This is a genomic window from Neobacillus sp. PS3-12 (assembly GCF_030915385.1).
Taxonomy (GTDB): domain Bacteria; phylum Bacillota; class Bacilli; order Bacillales; family Cytobacillaceae; genus JAEVLT01.
Genome location: NZ_CP133268.1, coordinates 833,151 through 848,236 on the forward strand (window position 1 = coordinate 833,151; position 15,086 = coordinate 848,236).

The window sequence follows — 15,086 nt, forward strand, 5'->3', positions numbered from 1 at the left end:
CTTCAAATTATTTTCTTTCTCTAGCGAAGATTTTAATAGGCGTTCCTTCGAACCCAAAAGCATCTCGGATTCGATTTTCCAGAAAACGTTCATAGGAGAAATGTAATAATTCCGGCTCATTTACGAATATAACAAAGGTAGGCGGCTTGACTGAAACCTGTGTTGCATAATAAATTTTCAAACGTTTTCCTTTATCAGTAGGAGTAGGATTCATCGCAACTGCATCCATGATGATATCATTTAAAACGCTTGTTTCAACTCGCATCGAGTGATTTTCACTTGCCAAATTGATCATCGGTAATAAAGTATGAATCCGCTTCTTTGTCTTCGCCGATAAAAAAACAATTGGTGCATAATCCAGATATAAAAAATGGTCTCTAACCTTTTGTTCAAATTCCTTCATTGTTTTTTCATCTTTTTCGACTGCATCCCATTTATTTACGACAATAACTACTGCTCGTCCTGCTTCATGAGCATAGCCAGCAATTTTCTTATCTTGTTCAATGATCCCTTCCTCTGCATTTAACACAACAAGAACCACATCAGAACGGTCAATAGCACTTAATGCCCTTAAAACACTATACTTTTCGGTAGTTTCATACACCTTGCCTCTTTTTCGCATACCTGCTGTATCAATAATGACATACCTTTGCCCATTATAGGTGTAAATAGAGTCAATAGCATCTCTGGTTGTCCCAGCAATATTACTGACAATAACTCTTTCCTCACCAAGAATAGCATTGACCAATGAGGATTTTCCAACATTTGGACGGCCGATTAAGGAAAATTTAATCATATCCTCATCATATTCTTGCTTATTATTTTTTGGAAAATGCTTTGCAGCCTCATCCAGTAAATCTCCTAACCCTAAGCCATGAGAACCTGAGATCGGAATAGGTTCTCCAAAACCGAGCGAATAAAAGTCATAAATTTGTTCCCGCATTTCTGGGTTATCGATTTTATTCACTGCTAAGACAATTGGTTTTTTTGATTTGTATAAAATTTTTGCCACTTCTTCATCAGCTGCTGTTACGCCTTCTCTGCCATTTGTTAAGAAAATAATAACATCAGCTTCATCAATTGCCACTTCAGCCTGTTGACGAATTTGTTCTAAGAACGGCTCATCACCAATATCAATACCACCTGTATCAATAATGTTAAAGTCATGTGTCAACCATTCACCTGAGCTGTATATACGATCACGAGTAACTCCCGGAATATCTTCTACAATCGAAATCCTTTCTCCTACTATCCTGTTAAATATGGTTGACTTCCCTACATTTGGCCGTCCTACAATTGCAATAACGGGCTTTGCCATTATTTATCACCCTTTCCATAATACTAAAATATTTGTCTCTATCTTTAAAGGCTAATATCATGTACCAATTTTAATTTAATGAATATCAGTTGGACATTTCCTGCAACGCAGGAAATGAACCCCTATAATGACAAGGGTTCAACTTTACTATCTTAACAAATGTTAAACCTTAACTGCAATGGTAAGGAAACGATACTCATGAAGATTTTTGCTTACTCTTCTGGTTTAAAGCAAAATTATTTTCAAAATAAATCCCGGCATTCTCAAGACAGCTCCAGCCTACCAGCAGGATTGAAGTTATGGCAAAGGCATCTAAATAGGTCAGAGATCCTATTGAGTATGAAAAATCAAACTTCCTCAAAATATAGGCATAGAAAAACTCTCCTTGCATTGTCCCACTTGCGACCATTAAAATCCGACCTTTTAGTCCCTTTTGCAACAAGATTGAAAGATAACAAATAAGAATCCCCATCATCCAATCTTTATTAAAAATGACCCAGACTGGATCAAATATTTCGAACAAATGAAAAGTCACATAGGCAATGCTAACAATAAAGGAACATATAAAAAAATACGCAATTGTTTTTCTTTTTTCTCCATAAGTAAACGCATATGATACGAATAGTAAAAATAGGCCACCAGTGTAAAGATCAAACCCAGCAAGTGTAAAATGATTATTTTCTAAAATGATTAAAGATAATATTAATGCAGATAATTTTAATCGGTATGGGTTTTGTTTATTTAATAAAAAAGTGAGATAAGTCCAAAAACACCAACAAACCCAGTAGAACAACGAACCATCCAAGTTTTCCCGCCTCCTTCTTCTACCATTATTGGTACCTAGCCCTCATTTTCATACTTGATTGTATAATCTTTTGAGTATGTATCATCTTAAAACGTAAGGAGGTGTGAAGGATGGGAAGAGATCGCCAAGAAAAAAAGCTAAAAGCAAGTAAAAGAGTTGAATCTGATCGAGATCAAGCACTCCATTATCCAGGATCTGCAAAGATGCAAAGCCCAGAAGAAGCTAGATCATTAAATGATGGAAAATATTCCTAAGTTAAAAAACTAAGAGACAAACTCCTCAACTTCAATGTAGAGCACACGAAATTCGCAGCTGTACATATTGTTGTTTGAGGAGTCTGCCCCTTCATTCTTCCTCTTATTTAATTGAACGCCTGCTAAATTTAGTTGTGTCTATACCCCTTTGTTTTAACCAATGTTCGCTTTCCCCAGATAAAACCAATGGAACCTTTTTAAGTTCAGTTATGTTTTTTGCTCCTAAAGCTGTCATGATGATCGTCATTTCCTTATGAATCATCTCAATCTTTTTGATTAAAACCTCGATCCCTTGTTCAAGAAGTATTTTTAAAAAATGACCTGCTACCCCCATAGCATCTGCACCAATTGCAATTCCTTTTACAATATCCAAGCTTGTTTGTATCCCGCCTGAACCAATTACATAAACATTGGGATTAGCTGCTGCTTCAATAATCGATATTGCAGTAGGAATACCCCATTGATTAAAAAAGGGAAAGGCGTCACCTCTACGCTTATTTTCAATTTTAGCAAAGTTAGTCCCGCCAAAACCTCCGACATCTACCAGTGTTGCACCTACAGAAGCAAGCGTTGCGACGGTTTCACGGCTCATCCCAAAGCCCACTTCCTTTACAATCACAGGAACCGCTGCACTGTTAATAATGGTTTCAACTCTTTTAAGAACCTCAGAAAATTCACGATCACCTTCTGGCATTGTCAGTTCTTGAACTACGTTTAGGTGAATTTGTAAAGCATCTGCCTCAATCATGTCGATTGCAGTCAATGCTTGATCAGGAGTAGCTTCACTGCCAATGTTTGCAATAACAATACCTTTTGGATTCTGCTTTCTGACAATTTCGTAGGTGTATCGTTCACTCGGATCTTTAATGGCCGACATTTGCGAACCTACTGCCATTGCAATGCCAGTTTCCTTCGCTACAATGGCAAGATCCCTATTTATATGTAACGTTTTTTCACCGCCACCACCGGTCATCGCATTGATAAAAATTGGCGAACTCAAAGAAAGTCCGCCAAATGAATGTTCTAACCCAACATCAATTACATTTATATTCGGTAAGCTTTGGTGGATAAGATGAATATCCTTTAAGGCATTGGAACGAACTTGCCCGGTTTCAAGGGCAAAACGAATATGGTCCCATTTCCGTTCAGATCTAGACACAACTATCACCATTACTTTTTCAGATTCTTTAACTTATCTCCAATAACCTCGCCAAGCTGGAATCCTTTTGATTCTTCCGGCAGCTCGTAATCAAAGTTTTCTTCAATATCCTTTTCAAGAAGTTCTTTAATACTTAAAGAAAGACGCTGTTCTGCTTCGTTTACATCAAGAACTTTTACCTGTACCTCTTGTCCTTCTTTTAAAACTTCATGTGGTGTAGCTATATGCTTATGGGCTATTTGTGATATATGCACAAGTCCTTCGACTCCAGGAAATACTTCTACAAAAGCACCATAAGAAACTAACCTTTTCACAACACCTGTTAGAGTACTTCCCTTAGGTGCTTTTTCAGCTAAGTTTGTCCATGGGCCAGGCAGTGTATCTTTGATGGACAATGAAATTCGCTCATTATCACGGTCAACATTTAATACCTTTACTTGTACTTTTTGTCCCTCTTGAACAACATCTGAAGGCTTAGCAACATGCTGATGGGACATCTGCGAGATATGAACCAAACCGTCAATTCCTCCAAGGTCTACAAATGCCCCGAAGTCTGTAATTCTTTGAACGGTTCCTTCAAGTACCTGTTAGGTAGATAGAGAATCAAGCAGATTTTGTTTTTGCTTGCCTTTTTCTGCTTCTACAACTGCTCGGTGCGAAAGGATAAGACGATTCTTTTCTCGGTCCAATTCTACAATTTTAAAAGCAATCGTTCTCCCTTTGTAATCTGAGAAATCCTCTACATAGTGAGTTTCAACTAGAGATGCTGGGACAAAGCCTCGAACTCCAAGGTCTACAACAAGACCTCCTTTAACGATATCCTTTACCTCTGCATCAAATATTTCACCATTTTTAAATGTATTCTCTAGATTTTCCCAAGCTTTTTCTGCATCCACTTTTCTTTTTGAAAGGATTAAAGCATCTTCTTCTACTTTTATTACTTCAAGTTCAAGTTGATCCCCTTCTGATACTGCATCGGATGCTTTCTCAATATGGAGACTTGACAGCTCACTAATTGGGATAATCCCATCAAGCTTACTATCTTGGATATTAACAATAACCTGTTTCTCCTCTACTTTTGTAACTTGCCCTGTTGTTCTATCACCAACTTCAAAATTTCTTACTTCCACTTGATTCATATCTTCTGACATATGTACTCCTCCTTAGTCCATTTACTGCTAAGAAATATAGTGTTAAATATTCACACTATATGGAAAAACAAGGTTCAAACTAATGATAATTAAAAAGGTCTCTTTTAAATAACTTCTTATAAATAGACTGTTTTGTCAAGCGGAAAACTCTTTATGCTCATTAATAAGTTTATGGATTTCTGACATGATTAATTCAGTGGCTTCCTCAGCCGAAGCTTTGTTTTTTCTTAACTCTGCCATATCAATCGGGCTGCCATAAACCATTTTTAATTTTCGAAAGCTTTTATATGGTCCAATAATCGCACAAGGTATAACTGCAGCATCCGATTTAAGCGCAAAAAAGCCTGCTCCTGCTAATCCTTTCCCCAGTTCCCCTGTTCTACTTCTGGTTCCTTCCGGGAAAAGTCCAAGGACATGTCCTTCCTTCAAAACTTTTAAAGCCTTTCTGAGCGCTTCACGATCACTCATTCCTCTTTTAACTGGGAAGGCATTGCACATTGAAACAATTTTTCCAAAAGCCGGCATTTTGAACAATTCTTCTTTTGCCATATAGTAAACATTTCTTTTAATCATGATTCCCACAACGATCGGGTCAAAGTTACTAATATGATTGCAGCAAAGCAATACTCCCCCTTCTTTAGGAAATTGCTCTGCTCCTATTGCCTGAATTCTGTAAAGCGGTCTAAAAATTGCATTCACGACCGACCTTGCAAATGTATAAAACGTCACTCCTTCTCCATCCTTTCATGCACTAATTCCATGATTTCACCAACAACATCCTCAATTCCCATCGTTGTCGTGTCAATTTCTACCGCATCATCCGCTTTTTTTAAAGGGGCAATTTTTCTTTCTGAATCAATTTTATCTCTTTGAGCTATTTCTTCCTTTAATCGTGCTAAATCAGATGGATATCCTTTTTCAAGATTTTCGGCATGCCTTCTTAGCGCCCGTTCCTCAACACTAGCCCGCAAAAACACTTTTACCTCTGCATTTGGCAAAACATGGGTGCCAATATCACGCCCATCCATCACAACTCCGCCAAAAGCACCAAATTCTTGTTGCCTTCTAACCATTTCTTCACGGACTTTTTGATGCTTCGATACAATAGAAACCGAATTCGTAACCATGCTCGTCCGAATTTCACTTGTCACATTTTGCTCGTCAAGAAATACTAATTGGCCATTTGATGAAGGGGCAAGCCTAATATTGGTTCTTAATAAGCTTTGATGGAGTGCATCTTCATCTTCAAGATTACCCCCTTCCAATAGGGCCTTATATGTTAATGCACGATACATAGCTCCTGTGTCAATGTATATGTAGGATAATTTTTCTGCAACGATTTTTGCCACTGTACTCTTGCCAGCTGCAGCTGGACCATCAATGGCTATGGATAATTTCTTGTTCATAAATCCTCCTAAAACCTTTTTACATTTCTACTTCTATTTTAACATATTCCATTAATACCTTTTAAATAAAAACAAAGCAGGTAAACCCTGCTTCATTTATTTCTCATCGTTTCAACTATTTTTGTCATTGTATTTTTCGTAACACCTTCATATTTGGTTATTTGTTTAAGTTGCGGAATTTCATCCAATTGATGAAAAATTAATTGTGTCAAAAGTAGTAATACGAATTGAATAACAGCCACCTTCATGATAACTCTCTCAACTGTTTTCACTTGATCACTCCACAAACAAAGGTTAGACCTATTATTTGAGCGATCAAACCATTTTATTCTATGAAATAAGACCCTTCTTCTTTGCTTCTAGTTGTCTTTCAAAACTAAAACGTAGCAAGAGTTGTCTTTCCTGGTTAGATACATCAGTAAATTGAATGGAAATTTTATTTCTAGTTTCATTGAATGGAATGATTCTAACAATTCTGCTTTGCAGTTTCAAGTAATGATATTCTCCATTTTGCATCACCAAAACTAACCATGCTAAAATTCTCATATCTGTTTTAAAACTCATTTCATGAGGAATTAAAACAGCTGCCCCCCAGCACTAATATCATCGGTAATCGTTGTAATTGGATCAAATTCATATTCCAATGGACGGATTGCAATGTCAACAGCCGTCTCCACTCTAACATATTGGCGGCGCTGAATTTTAATTAAATTCTTGTCTCCTGGATATGTAAGGATTAGCATAGGAATATTTTTTTTGACTCTCCCGTTAATTTCCGAGTGAAATAAATAAATAGATGAGCCATCATTTCCTACAAAAGTTACTTTGAGTTGTGTTCCATCTAACAGAAAAGCAGCTCTATTTGTCCTTAAACTAATCGGATAATCAATATAAAATGCATTATCTTTTATATCGACCAGCCTGCATTTAAACTTCTCTGCCTCTGATTCATCTTCTTGAGACATTAGTTCAAGCGTTAAAACATCACCGATTTGTATCAAATCAAACACTCCCTTACCCAACCAAACTTGAACTAATTTTATTATTACATGATATAAAAAAAGGAAAAGCGATTCTCGCTTTTCCTACATAACATTTTCGGAAACTTCATCCGGATTCTTTAGTTTTTCTACTTTTTCCTCTTGTCCATTTTCTGCATTTATAAAAATCCGATAGGTATCATGATCGATAACACCTAAAAATTCATAACAGAGAACTTCTTTCTTCAAGTCATTCAAAATAACCGCTTCTCGAGATTCCATTACCTTAAAGTTCGGATTCGTTTTTGTCTGGGCTTGTTCTTTCGTAATGGACGGAGCAGGAAGGACACGATTCTGATGTGACTTTAAATACTCTTCAGCAGAATAACCAACAATACTTCCATTATCTAGAGCTACTTTTACTTTTATTGATTCAGGATAGATTCTAATATTATCTTTTTTTGCAACAAAATCAAAAACACCGATATTATCATATTGAGCACTTTCATATAAATCCATCCCATTAATGCCTTTTGCTTTTAAGAAAGCCGCCGCCTGATTACTGGCATCGTTAAGGCTTAATTTTTGCGTTGTGACATTTCTGGAATTAATAAACCAAATTGGATGGCCGCCTTTTTTCGTAATATCCATATTAACTTCTTCGTTCGTTTTTGTATTATTAAGAGAAACACTATAAAAACCATAGTCTGACCCTTTTCCGTTTTGTGTCACTTTTACTTGAACAGATTGTTCCATGTTGACGAATTTTTTTGCTAAAATACCTGCCTCGTTTCTAGAAATTTGTTTTCCTTTAATATTATTAAAATTTTCATCTTTGGTTTGCATGTTCGTAAATGATGGACCAAAATCTGTGTTTGTATAGCCTGAAACCGTTTTTTCAACCGTTTTAAATCCATCAATTATCGTGTTATCTGCATTTTCTTTACCAGACGCTAACGCCATTTCGACATCCATCCAGCGCAAATTGCGCTTAAGTGCCATACTCTGAACACTTCTCAATTCTTTTTGAATTTTTCCAGACTGTTCATACAGGACCTTAAGTGTATTGTATTCTTGGCTGGATAGAGGGGTTTTATCCAAATCCCGTATCGCTGCTCGATAACTAAAATTACCAATATTAGCTAAAAATTCTTCTGTTTTATTAAACGGGAGCAATGTTAATGGTAATTGACCAACATCACCATGGGCCAGAGAAGTGATTTTCCATACCTCCGCTAATCCAGGTGATAATGATTGACGGGAGTTCATTGCGAGAGTTGAACCAATTTTATCGTGTAATAAATCAATATGAAAGGAGAGATTATGAAAAGCACGTTGATAGTTGTTTTCAGCATTTAATAGTACTGCATTTTTATCTCGATGCTCCTGGTAACCCCAAAAAGCTGTTCCCGCTATGCCAAGAGCGAGGATTGTAATTAAAATTCCTCTAATCATAACATTCACCTCATTACTTGCAGAATATATGTTTTCCGATTTTTTTAATTTGTGGACGATTCCATATCCAAGAGCTTGTGGCAGTGGCAGGGTTGAAATAATACAAGGCACTGCCTGTCGGATCCCATCCACTTAAGGCATCCATAACTGCTTCTTTTGCTTGTGGATTAGGAGTAAGCCAGATTTGACCATCAGAAACAGCTGTAAAAGCACCTGGTTGAAAAATAACACCTGCAACTGTGTTAGGGAAGGAAGCACTCTGTACCCTGTTAAGAATAACTGCGGCAACCGCTACTTGACCGATAAAGGGTTCTCCTCTTGATTCCCCATAAACGGCATTTGCCATTAATTGAATATCATTTTGTGAGTATCCTTGAGGTGTATTTACAGCAGTTGGTTTTTGGGGAGCTCCCCCATTGGTTGTTGAACTGTTGTTGTTAGAATTTGTTGCTTGATTACCTTTTCCCGATCCGTAATTTGTAACGTTTTGTCCAGAATTAACTTTGCTTTTAATATACTGTTCATTATAGCTGCTTACCTTTACTAATTTTTCTTTTGCGGTTTTCCCTGCTAATCCATCAACAGGCATTCCGTATGCTTGTTGAAAGTTCCTTAATGCCCAATATGTCCCCCAATCAAAAACACCATTTATTTTCCCTTTATAATATCCGATATACTGGAGTCTTGATTGCAATTCAATCACGTCATCACCCGTAGCACCGCGCTGTATTACTTGGCCTGAAAAGGCTTGGACAGTCCCGAATTTTTCAAAAAGTGATAACGGCAGAATACAAAGGGAGATTAGAATGAAGGCTTTTAGCAGTACTTTTTTCTTTATCATGAAAAATAACCCCCAATTGTAATGTACGATAAAACTATCTTTTGTTTTATTGGAAGTTTTATTCAAAAAAAACCCTACATTTAGGAATGTAGGGTTTTTTGAATAGGATATGGTTTATTAAAGTGTTTAGCGCTTAAAATTTTAGCCATTTTAACCTTTCTTAGACCAAGCCACCAAAGAAATATCATAAATGGCATGATCATATAGAGCCAATTCTCTTGTGAGATTAGTATAAAATCATAGAATCCATGCAGAACTGTAGGAAGTATTAGTGCAACGATTACACCTATTACTTTTAATCCTTCGGTAAATTTTGCTTTACCTAAATAAAAGCCCATGATTACCCCAAACAAGGCATGACTTGAAACCGGCAGTAAGGCCCTGGAGAACGCATGCTCAACTCCATGACTGAATAAATAAAAAATATTTTCAGTTGTTGCAAACCCCAAGGAAACAGAGGCCCCATATACAATTCCATCAAAAGGTTCATCAAATTCTACATTGCGGTAAATCACATAGTAAAGAAGAAGCCATTTAAAAAGTTCTTCAAACATACCAGAGGATATAAATGCATCGACGAATTCAGATTTAATCAAGTTTTCTACTTGCAAGACATGCTGAATAAACATGATTGGAAACACCAGCAAAGCCCCATATATAAAGGTTCTTATTACGTAGGGGATGGGCTCGGCTTCATACTCATCCTTCAGATAAAAAAAACTTAGTAATGCTAAGCAGGGGCAATTCCGGCGGATAGGATTCCCAGCATGAATAATCCCCTTTTCCATTATTTTCTTAATCGTATCATGGAATGCTAGTAAATAAAATTAAAAATTATTATCGAGTTTCTTTATTAACTATTTATTTTTTCGAACATGGCCTTTGCGATCAAATCACCATGAAATCTTCCATTTTCAATAAATATTTCATTTGCATTATTCCCTGCTGCTATTACCCCTGCAATATAAATACCTTCAGTATTTGTCTCCATTGTTTCTTCGTTATATAGAGGTCTTCCTGTTGCGTCATCAATTTTTATCCCCATTGTTTTTAAAAATTGATGTTCTGGGTGATAACCTGTCATGGCGAAAACAAAATCATTTTTAATTGTTTTCTGTTTGCCATGTTTGCTGTATACTACAGAGTTATTTGTTATTTCTTTCACATTCACTTCGAATTCCATGAAAATAATCCCGTTTCTTACTAATGAATCAAATTCAGGTAAAATCCACGGCTTAATACTTTCCGAATATTTGCTGCCTCTGTACAAAACGGTTACTCTTGCTCCAGCCTTAACCAATTCAAGTGAAGCATCCACACTGGAATTTTTACCACCTATGACACAGACATCTTTATCAAAATAAGGATGGGCTTCCTTGAAATAATGAAAAACTTTTGGTAAATCCTCACCAGGAACATTCATGTAATTTGGCTGATCATAGTAGCCAGTTGCAATAATTACGCTGGATGCTGAATAAACAGCCTTATCTGTAACAACTTTTAATCTGCCATCAGAAAGCTTTTGTACTTCATTAACCTTCTCGTAGGCATTAATTCGCAAATGTTCTCGCTTTGCAACTTCACGATAATAAACCAATGCCTGATTTCTTTTTGGTTTATAGTTTTCAGTAACGAAAGGAATATTACCGATTTCCAGCTTTTCACTCGTACTAAAGAAAGTCTGATGTGTAGGATAATTATATATTGCATTCACGATGTTGCCCTTTTCAATAATAAGAGGATTTCCCCCGATTTTTTTTATCGAAATGGCCGCAGCTAACCCGCAAGGGCCTGCACCTATAATAATAACATCTTCCTTTTGCATTGTAACACTCCTTACCAAAACAGTATATGTACTTTATATTTAATTTTAGGTTAACTAAAAAAACCCTACCATGTTTCATGATAGGAGATTTTTCAATATGTTTCAATGTAAAGGCTTAGATCCAACCTCTAAAACGGCTTGCTTCGGCCATTTTTCTTACACCTACCATATAGGCAGCAAGGCGCATATCCACTCGACGTGTTTGGGCTGTATTATATATACTATTAAATGATTTAACCATAACCTTTTCTAATTTTTCTTCCACTTCTTCTTCAGACCAATAATACCCTTGGTTGTTTTGCACCCATTCGAAATAAGAAACGGTTACTCCTCCTGCAGACGCTAATACATCAGGAACTAGAAGAATTCCCCGATTCGTTAATATTTCTGTTGCCTCAAGTGTTGTCGGACCGTTAGCAGCCTCTACAACAATACCAGCCTTAATATTGTTTGCATTTTCTTCCGTTATTTGATTTTCAATCGCTGCTGGAACTAAAATATCACAATTACGTTCAAGCAGTTCTTTATTGGTAATGGTGTTATTAAATAATTTTGTTACAGTACCAAAGCTATCCCTGCGATCTAATAGATAGTCTATATCCAGTCCGTTTTCATCATACAAGGCGCCATATGCATCCGAAATTCCAACCACATTTGCTCCGGCATCATGCAAAAATTTTGATAAATAGCTGCCTGCATTACCGAAACCTTGGACAATCACTTTTGCCCCTTCTATTTTAATTCCCTTTTTCTTAGCCGCTTCTCGGATACAAATGGTTACTCCCTTTGCAGTGGCAGATTCACGGCCGTGTGAGCCTCCTAATACTAAAGGCTTTCCAGTTATAAAGCCTGGTGAATTAAACTCATCAATTCTGCTATATTCATCCATCATCCATGCCATGATTTGTGAGTTAGTGAAAACATCCGGAGCGGGAATATCCTTTGTTGGCCCAACAATCTGGCTAATGGCTCTTACATAACCGCGGCTTAATCTCTCCAGTTCTCGAAATGACATATCGCGGGGATCACAGACGATACCGCCCTTGCCGCCGCCATATGGAAGATCAACGATTCCGCATTTCAGACTCATCCAGATGGACAAGGCCTTTACTTCTGTTTCAGTAACATCTGGATGAAAACGGATTCCACCTTTTGTTGGCCCAACGGCATCATTATGCTGGGCACGATATCCCGTAAAAATCTTTATTGAACCATCATCCATTCGAATAGGGATTTTGACGGTTAGTAAACGCAATGGCTCTTTTAACAGCTCGTATACTTCCTCCGGATAACCTAACTTCTGTAAAGCTTTATGGATAACAGTCTGTGTAGATGCCAACACATCATGCTTGGTTTCATTAGCTGTCTTTTCATTACTATTATTGGCTGACATATGTAATCCTCCCTAAGATAACACTAGTGAATGTAGTCCGCATTCAGACACAAGTATACACGTTTAAACGATATATGCAAGATGAAAACGACTGACTTTTCTTTAAGTCACACTATTGATGTAAACGCTACCAATGTAGTTATTAGAGGATTTTTCATTTTACTTGCAGATCTTTCGTTTCTTTCATCATTTAGGTAAGAGGGCGGTGAACCCAAAACCTACTTAAAAAAGTGAGATATAGTGTCCACCGCATTATTGTTTATGATTTTTATTCCATACTCCTCCAAAACATGTGGACTGAGAATAGAAACATTTCCATATTCCGACAAAACAGCAATGATTCTATCTATATCAAGGGGGGAAAAGTTTTCCATTAATAAATAGTAATAATTATTATAGGAATATAAAGTACCACCAAAAAGTTTCATCTGCGAGAATCGTTTGGATAGCTCAATGATTTCTTCAATGCTTTCAAATTCATATAAGATAAAGGAAGATCCTTCCACCTTAACCTTCATTTCAAGAAATCCGTCTTGTAATAATTCTTCACCTTCTCCGACTTCTTCAACCGTAATAATCATAATCATTCCTTGGGATTGTATTGAAAATATTTCAATCGCAATTGCTCCTTGGAAATCAAAGTTAAATTCCTCACTGGCTTCCTTTAACATGTCTTGAAAAAGTTGGTCCCACTTTATGGAATCTTTCCAAAGGTCATCTTTTGATAGCCCCCTGTCAAACAAGTCATCAGAGGTTAGAAAGATTTTAATTTTATTAGCTGTCAAGCGTTCAAAACGCATTCTGATTGCCCCCTGCCGTGACGTCACTGTTAAATTCAGTGTATGTCACAGCAGTTTGTTGGTGAATTGTCTATACCCCATTCTTTTTTTTCGCATCATTCATGACAATCACCTTTGACTGTTATTAGATGGCATTCTGCGGGGGCCCCTAGTCTTAATGGGATCGAGGTAGTTCCATATCCATTACTATTTAACAATGTTGTATGATGAATCTTTTTTATTTTTCCCCGTTCATAGGGGCCTAATCCAAAGATACGAATTTGCCCCCCATGTGTATGCCCGCTTAATACCAAACTAATGTTCAATTCTGGACTAAACTTTTTAATTATTTGGGGATTATGAGAAGCTAAAATCTTAAAGCTGTTTTCTTCAACATCCATCAACGCAAGGTCAAGGCGATCTCGCCCCAGTGCTAAATCGTCAACACCAATTAGAGTTATTTTATCCCCCGTATTCGATTCAAATACCACAGCAGTATTATCAAGAATCTTAATTCCATGTTCAAAAAATATTGTCTTTAATTTATGATAATCAATTTCATAATCGTTATTACCCCATACAAAATATGTTGGCCCAAGGTTTCTTAACTTTTTAAGATTTCCCTTTGTCCTCTCCAATGGCACACCTTTTTCCGTTATATCTCCGCCAATTACTACAATATCAACTTGTCCTTTAATTTCACGAATAATCTTATCTGAAATGTTTCTTCGGTGAATATCGGAAATAAAGAATATGGATACTTTACCGAATGATGCAGGGAAAGCAGAAAATTGCAATTCCTTCCTTACCACTTTATTTAAAAATGCTTCTTTTAACATCCAAAGTAATAAAACTACAATTGCCAAAAAAAGAAAAAGCCCCAAAAATTCCATTGTTGTCTCCTTTTTAGTTGTAAGAAAAATAGTAGCATATTAATGTCGAAAGATAAAAAAAGAAACTTTCTCTAGTTATGTATGAGAAAGTTTCTTTTTTATTCGTTTAGAAAAACCAATCAATCTTCTTTAACACTCAATATGCGAAAACCATGTTCCTCGAGTTTTTTTATGAAACGGTCTACATGATTATTCTTTTCTATTTTCATTACGATCCTTCTAACAAGTTTATCTGTCTCATCAAAGGTAACAAGTGAGATGATATGTACCTGAAATTGATGAGCAATATCTGAAAGCCGAGCAATCCTTCCTTCCGTTTCGACAGAAGTAAATGCAATCCGAACCCCAGGTCGATTCAACCCAAAAGCACTTTCAAATTGTTCTAAAACATCAGCACGGGTCATAATCCCAATGATTCTCTGTTTTTCATCAACAACTGCTAATAATGGAAAGTCCTTCAATTCTAATAATGTTTTTTCAAAAACTTCGTCTACAACCAAAAATATGTCTTGGTGTGTAGCAATATCCTTTACAAATGTCGAATCTAAAAATTCGTCTTTTTGTTTGTCCGAAAGGAAATTCTTTTCATAGATATGATATCTTGTTACCATTCCTTCATAGCTGTCACCGTCTACTATTGGCATCCCATCGATTTGATGATCTTCTAACTTTTTTAATGCAGATCTCAGCGTTTCCTTAGGTTCAGCTGTAATACAATGATGCTTCGGGATCATAATGCTTTTAACAAACATCTCTATCACCTCAATGTACAAAATATCTCACGTTTACATATAAATTATACTTCAAACGAAAAGTAAAATCCCTTT

16 protein-coding genes and 2 pseudogenes are annotated in these 15,086 nt (G+C 36.5%); 1 reads left to right on the top strand and 17 read right to left on the bottom strand.

Translation table 11 applies throughout. From position 1 onward, the window contains the following. Positions 1–7: 7 nt before the first annotated feature. On the bottom strand, positions 8–1,318 hold the full coding sequence (gene der, locus RCG17_RS04305) for a ribosome biogenesis GTPase Der (RefSeq protein WP_308174033.1): 1,311 nt from the start codon (positions 1,316–1,318) through the stop codon (positions 8–10). A gap of 196 nt (positions 1,319–1,514) precedes the next feature. Next, positions 1,515–2,123 (bottom strand): YphA family membrane protein, encoded by a 609-nt coding sequence (locus RCG17_RS04310; RefSeq protein WP_308174034.1) that lies wholly within the window; start codon positions 2,121–2,123, stop codon positions 1,515–1,517. Positions 2,124–2,233: 110 nt separating this feature from the next. Between RCG17_RS04310 and RCG17_RS04315 the strand changes: the two genes are divergently transcribed. Then, entirely contained in the window at positions 2,234–2,377 is a 144-nt protein-coding gene (locus tag RCG17_RS04315) for a YpzI family protein (RefSeq protein ID WP_308174035.1), read from the top strand. Between the two features lie 103 nt (positions 2,378–2,480). Here RCG17_RS04315 and fni read toward each other — a convergent pair whose 3' ends face one another. The 15 genes and pseudogenes from fni to RCG17_RS04390 all read right to left on the bottom strand — a co-directional run bounded on the left by fni (position 2,481) and on the right by RCG17_RS04390 (position 15,011). Further along, on the bottom strand, positions 2,481–3,536 hold the full coding sequence (fni, locus tag RCG17_RS04320) for a type 2 isopentenyl-diphosphate Delta-isomerase (protein ID WP_308174036.1): 1,056 nt from the start codon (positions 3,534–3,536) through the stop codon (positions 2,481–2,483). Between the two features lie 11 nt (positions 3,537–3,547). After that, a pseudogene (rpsA, locus tag RCG17_RS04325) lies at positions 3,548–4,687 on the bottom strand (30S ribosomal protein S1). Between the two features lie 135 nt (positions 4,688–4,822). Next, positions 4,823–5,416, bottom strand: a complete 594-nt coding sequence (locus RCG17_RS04330; protein ID WP_308174037.1) for a lysophospholipid acyltransferase family protein — start codon at positions 5,414–5,416, stop codon at positions 4,823–4,825. After that, positions 5,413–6,093, bottom strand: coding sequence for a (d)CMP kinase (gene cmk / locus RCG17_RS04335; protein ID WP_308174038.1), 681 nt, complete (start codon positions 6,091–6,093; stop codon positions 5,413–5,415). Before cmk ends, RCG17_RS04330 begins: the two co-directional genes overlap by 4 nt. Before the next feature lie 92 nt (positions 6,094–6,185). Beyond that, on the bottom strand, positions 6,186–6,365 hold the full coding sequence (locus tag RCG17_RS04340; RefSeq protein WP_308174039.1) for a YpfB family protein: 180 nt from the start codon (positions 6,363–6,365) through the stop codon (positions 6,186–6,188). 58 nt (positions 6,366–6,423) lie between these two features. Further along, positions 6,424–6,639, bottom strand: coding sequence for a PilZ domain-containing protein (locus tag RCG17_RS04345; protein WP_308174040.1), 216 nt, complete (start codon positions 6,637–6,639; stop codon positions 6,424–6,426). 29 nt (positions 6,640–6,668) lie between these two features. After that, positions 6,669–7,094, bottom strand: a complete 426-nt coding sequence (locus RCG17_RS04350) for a flagellar brake protein (RefSeq protein WP_308174041.1) — start codon at positions 7,092–7,094, stop codon at positions 6,669–6,671. 84 nt (positions 7,095–7,178) lie between these two features. Further along, the gene (gene ypeB, locus RCG17_RS04355; RefSeq protein WP_308174042.1) at positions 7,179–8,528 is read right to left on the bottom strand and encodes a germination protein YpeB; all 1,350 of its coding nucleotides are present in this window, start codon (positions 8,526–8,528) and stop codon (positions 7,179–7,181) included. A gap of 13 nt (positions 8,529–8,541) precedes the next feature. After that, positions 8,542–9,366, bottom strand: coding sequence for a spore cortex-lytic enzyme (gene sleB, locus RCG17_RS04360; protein ID WP_374120943.1), 825 nt, complete (start codon positions 9,364–9,366; stop codon positions 8,542–8,544). 83 nt (positions 9,367–9,449) lie between these two features. Then, a pseudogene (gene prsW / locus RCG17_RS04365) lies at positions 9,450–10,138 on the bottom strand (glutamic-type intramembrane protease PrsW). A gap of 84 nt (positions 10,139–10,222) precedes the next feature. After that, positions 10,223–11,194 carry a YpdA family putative bacillithiol disulfide reductase gene (locus RCG17_RS04370; RefSeq protein WP_308174044.1) on the bottom strand — a complete coding sequence of 324 codons (972 nt, stop codon included), beginning with the start codon at positions 11,192–11,194 and terminating at the stop codon, positions 10,223–10,225. Between the two features lie 115 nt (positions 11,195–11,309). Then, the gene (locus RCG17_RS04375; protein ID WP_308174045.1) at positions 11,310–12,587 is read right to left on the bottom strand and encodes a Glu/Leu/Phe/Val family dehydrogenase; all 1,278 of its coding nucleotides are present in this window, start codon (positions 12,585–12,587) and stop codon (positions 11,310–11,312) included. Between the two features lie 218 nt (positions 12,588–12,805). Then, positions 12,806–13,387, bottom strand: a complete 582-nt coding sequence (locus RCG17_RS04380; RefSeq protein ID WP_308174046.1) for a genetic competence negative regulator — start codon at positions 13,385–13,387, stop codon at positions 12,806–12,808. A gap of 95 nt (positions 13,388–13,482) precedes the next feature. Continuing rightward, positions 13,483–14,259: a metallophosphoesterase gene (locus RCG17_RS04385; RefSeq protein WP_308174047.1), complete on the bottom strand. Its 777-nt coding sequence runs from the start codon at positions 14,257–14,259 to the stop codon at positions 13,483–13,485. Positions 14,260–14,378: 119 nt separating this feature from the next. Beyond that, a complete protein-coding gene (locus RCG17_RS04390; protein ID WP_308174048.1) occupies positions 14,379–15,011 on the bottom strand; it encodes a CBS domain-containing protein in 633 nt (210 codons plus the stop codon). Between the last annotated feature and the right edge of the window lie 75 nt (positions 15,012–15,086).

Coding starts and splice junctions, on each gene's coding strand:
- cmk (WP_308174038.1), bottom strand. CDS start 6,093: ATGAACAAGAAATTATCCATAGCCATTGATGGTCCAGCTGCAGCTGGC.
- RCG17_RS04390 (WP_308174048.1), bottom strand. CDS start 15,011: ATGTTTGTTAAAAGCATTATGATCCCGAAGCATCATTGTATTACAGCT.
- ypeB (WP_308174042.1), bottom strand. CDS start 8,528: ATGATTAGAGGAATTTTAATTACAATCCTCGCTCTTGGCATAGCGGGA.
- RCG17_RS04345 (WP_308174040.1), bottom strand. CDS start 6,639: ATGAGAATTTTAGCATGGTTAGTTTTGGTGATGCAAAATGGAGAATAT.
- RCG17_RS04370 (WP_308174044.1), bottom strand. CDS start 11,194: ATGCAAAAGGAAGATGTTATTATTATAGGTGCAGGCCCTTGCGGGTTA.
- RCG17_RS04315 (WP_308174035.1), top strand. CDS start 2,234: ATGGGAAGAGATCGCCAAGAAAAAAAGCTAAAAGCAAGTAAAAGAGTT.
- RCG17_RS04375 (WP_308174045.1), bottom strand. CDS start 12,587: ATGTCAGCCAATAATAGTAATGAAAAGACAGCTAATGAAACCAAGCAT.
- RCG17_RS04385 (WP_308174047.1), bottom strand. CDS start 14,259: ATGGAATTTTTGGGGCTTTTTCTTTTTTTGGCAATTGTAGTTTTATTA.
- der (WP_308174033.1), bottom strand. CDS start 1,318: ATGGCAAAGCCCGTTATTGCAATTGTAGGACGGCCAAATGTAGGGAAG.
- RCG17_RS04380 (WP_308174046.1), bottom strand. CDS start 13,387: ATGCGTTTTGAACGCTTGACAGCTAATAAAATTAAAATCTTTCTAACC.